Origin of the sequence: Dyella sp., from assembly GCF_036746095.1 — a bacterium.
GTDB lineage: Bacteria > Pseudomonadota > Gammaproteobacteria > Xanthomonadales > Rhodanobacteraceae > Dyella_B.
Genome location: NZ_DAIOEU010000109.1, coordinates 1 through 3,498 on the forward strand (window position 1 = coordinate 1; position 3,498 = coordinate 3,498).

Consider the following 3,498-nt stretch of genomic DNA (forward strand, 5'->3'; position numbering starts at 1 on the left):
CGGATACAATCCAGCATCGTCACCTGGCGGGGTGGCAGAGTGGTTATGCAGCGGCCTGCAAAGCCGTGTACGCCGGTTCGATTCCGACCTCCGCCTCCAGTTGCAAGCAAACGGCGCCCAATGGGCGCCGTTATGTTTTTCAGCCTCGGCATTCGCCAATATCCCTACGTTTTTTCGGATTGCTCTCATCCTGAGCCGCGTGCTTAGCGTGTTACATTACGTCAGGCCGTACGCATTCGGGACGGCGCCTGTCGTGGCAAGCCACCTCGCGTAGTCGTATTCCGATGCATTTCCCCTGCCGTGGCGCATGTCGATTTGTCGTGCTCCCCACAGTCCGCGGCCGCTCTTCCCGTACCACCAGCGATTCATGTGTTACCCCGCTCCCGGCGTGCCAATGCGCGGGGTGTAGCGGTTGGCGCGTGGGCGACGCAGTGGCTTCACCCAGATCATCAGGCAACCGGAAAGGAGCCCCAACGCATGCAGCACGCCACCCCGCTCATCAGCACCATTGTCGGCGGCATCGTGCTGGCGTTTATTCTCGGGGCCATCGCCAACAAGTTTCGGCTGCCGCCCCTGATTGGCTATCTGTGCGCCGGGATCGTGGTGGGGCCGCACACGCCCGGCTACACGGCTGACCAGGCGCTGGCGCCGGAACTGGCCGAGCTTGGCGTGATTTTGCTGATGTTTGGCGTGGGTCTGCATTTTTCCGTCAAGGACCTGATGGCCGTGAAAAAGATCGCGATTCCCGGCGCGATCGTGCAGATCAGCATTGCAACGGCATTGGGCATGCTGGTTGCTTGGGGCTTCGACTGGCATTGGGGGCAGGGACTCGTGTATGGCTTGGCCTTGTCGGTCGCCAGTACCGTGGTGCTGCTACGCGCGCTACAGGAGCGTGATCTGATCGAATCGCAGCAAGGCCGTATCGCCGTGGGCTGGCTGATCGTGGAAGACCTGGCGATGGTGCTTGCGCTCGTGCTGCTGCCTGCAATGGCCGGTCTGCTTGGCGGCGGGGAGGGTGAGGCCAAGGCGGCACCCGCAACGATGGATGTGCTGATCGAGATTCTCTCGACGCTTGGCAAGGTGGTGGCGTTCGTTGTGGTGATGATGGTGATCGGCCGGCGCTTCATTCCGTGGATGCTCGAGCGCATTGTCTGGACGGGCAGCCGGGAACTGTTTCGACTCGGCGTGCTAGCCGTCGCACTGGGCGTGGCATTTGGCGCCTATTCGCTATTCGGCGTGTCGTTCGCGCTCGGCGCGTTCTTTGCCGGCATGGTGCTGGCGGAGTCGGAGTTCAGCCATCGTGCCGCTGAAGAGTCGCTGCCACTACGCGATGCATTTGCGGTACTGTTCTTTGTCTCGGTCGGTATGCTGTTCGATCCGATGGTGCTCGTGAACGATCCTTGGGGCGTGCTCGCAACGCTGCTGATCATTCTGGTCGGCAAGTCGTTGGCGGCGCTGGCCATCGTGCGAGTTTTCGGTCACAGCCACCGCGTGGGTTTGACCATCGCCGTGAGCCTCGCGCAGATTGGCGAGTTCTCATTTATCCTGGCCAGCCTTGGCGTCTACCTGAACATTCTTCCAGAGCGTGGGCAGGCCTTGATTCTCGCTGGTGCGCTGTTGTCGATCCTGCTCAATCCAGTGTTGTTCCATCTGCTTGACCGCTACTCCGCGCGTCTGGATGGTGATGGGCAGCGCGATCCTCAGCCAGCCTGAACCGGGGCCGCGCCGCGCAGGTATTCGGTAAAGGCGAGCAGCCCCTGGGTGGGGAATTTGTCCTGATGGACTACCAGTTGAAGGGGGCGGATCACACGCGGCAGGCCGCTTTGCAGCGCCACAAGCAGTCCGCGCTCGATTTCGTCCCGCACCACGTGAAGCGACAGGCAACTGACGCCGAATCCACTCATCACTGCGCGCTTGATAGCCTCCGCATTGCCGAGTTCCAGCGCGAAGCGTAGAGCGCCTAGCGCCGGCACCAGCCTCGCCTCGATGATTTCGCGCGTGCCGGAGCCTGGTTCGCGCACGATCCAGTCGGCTTCCCGCAGCATCTCGTGCAATATCTCCGGGCGGTCCGCGGTCATCGCCAGCGGGTGCGTCGGCCCGACAACTACCACCATTTCGTCGTCGCACCAATGCATGCTACGCAGGTCGCGCTCATGGCTGGTGCCTTCGATCAGCCCGATGTCGACTTCGAATTTGAGCAGGGCGTGCAGCACGTCCTGGGTGTTGCCGATACGCAGGTCGAGCGTGCATGGGCCGCTCTGGGCGTTACGGAAGCCAGCCAGCAGCGCCGGCAAGATATAGCTGCCGATCGTATTGCTGGCAGCAATCCGCAACTGAACGCCGCCTTCTGACGCAAACCGCTCCAGTTCATGGGCCTGGTCCAGCAGTGATAGCGCGCGCGGGAAAAACTGGCGCCCGGCCTCGTTGATCGCCAGTCGGCGCGCCACGCGATCGAATAGTGCGCCGTTCAAGGCACGTTCCAGCTCGGCCAACGATGCACTGACTGCCGACTGGGACATGGCCAGCGCATCCGCAGCCGCAGTTGTACTGCCGTGCTGGGCGACGGCAACAAACACTTGCAGCTGGCGCAGGGTCAGGCGGAGCGGACGCTGGTCCATAGGCTTATCGATAAAACAAATTAGGTATAACGATATTACCCGTTTTACGGGTTAGCTACGGGTGCGTACGCTGCAAGGCATCGAACAAAGAACTCGTCGCTGCCATGTCCACGGCTCCTGCCCCACATTCGATCCCGGTTGCCATTGCCCCGTCCACGCTCACGCTGTGGCGCAAACGCATCCTGACGCTGATCCCCCTTGGCGCGATTGCCTGGCTTGCCCAGGTGCTGGCCAATCATCCGGCCATCTCGCAATACGGCCTGTCGGCGCTGACGTTGGCGATGTTTGCCGGGATGATCGCTGCCAATACGATGCCCAAGCATTGGCTGACGCCGCTGGCGCCGGGCATGCAGGTGGCACGCCATCACATGCTCAGGCTTGGCGTTGCCCTATATGGCCTTCGCCTGACGTTTGGTGCAATCGCGGCGCTTGGCGTGGGTGGGGTCATCGTCCCGTTGCTGATGCTGGTGACAACGCTGCTGTTTGGTACCTGGGTGGGTTCGTCGTTTTTCGGCCTGAGCCGCCGCGAGGCGATTCTGGTAAGCGCCGGCAGCGCGGTGTGTGGCGCCGCGGCAGCTATCGCCGTGTCGTCGGTGGTGCGCACCGACGACCGTCAGACGGCGGTTGCCGTGGCGACGGTCGTGCTGTTCGGCACCTTCGGCATGCTGCTCTACCCGTGGATGTATGAACTCGCCACGCAGCATTGGCATCTCGCGGTGAGCGAGCGCGCTTTCGGCATCTTTACCGGTGCCACGCTGCATGAGGTGGCGCAGGTCATCGCGTCGGGCAAGATGGTGAGCGATGCCACGGCCGATGCGGCAGTGGTAGCGAAGATGGTGCGAGTGCTGGCCCTGGGTCCGCTGCTGCTGGTGATGGCCTT

Annotated in this window: 2 protein-coding genes, 1 tRNA gene and 1 pseudogene; 3 read left to right on the forward strand and 1 reads right to left on the reverse strand. The window is 62.5% G+C overall.

Annotated features, from left to right (window positions below; all coding sequences use genetic code 11):
- Positions 1–25 precede the first annotated feature (25 nt).
- Positions 26–99 (forward strand) — tRNA-Cys (locus V7M64_RS22035).
- A gap of 378 nt (positions 100–477) precedes the next feature.
- A pseudogene (ybaL, locus tag V7M64_RS22040) lies at positions 478–1,665 on the forward strand (YbaL family putative K(+) efflux transporter); the annotation flags it as partial.
- 35 nt (positions 1,666–1,700) lie between these two features.
- Here ybaL and V7M64_RS22045 read toward each other — a convergent pair.
- Positions 1,701–2,618, reverse strand: coding sequence for a LysR family transcriptional regulator (locus tag V7M64_RS22045; protein ID WP_333682288.1), 918 nt, complete (start codon positions 2,616–2,618; stop codon positions 1,701–1,703).
- A 104-nt stretch (positions 2,619–2,722) separates the two neighbouring features.
- Between V7M64_RS22045 and V7M64_RS22050 the strand changes: the two genes are divergently transcribed.
- The coding region (locus V7M64_RS22050) for a putative sulfate exporter family transporter (RefSeq protein ID WP_333682290.1) at positions 2,723–3,498 on the forward strand (776 nt) is incomplete at its 3' end.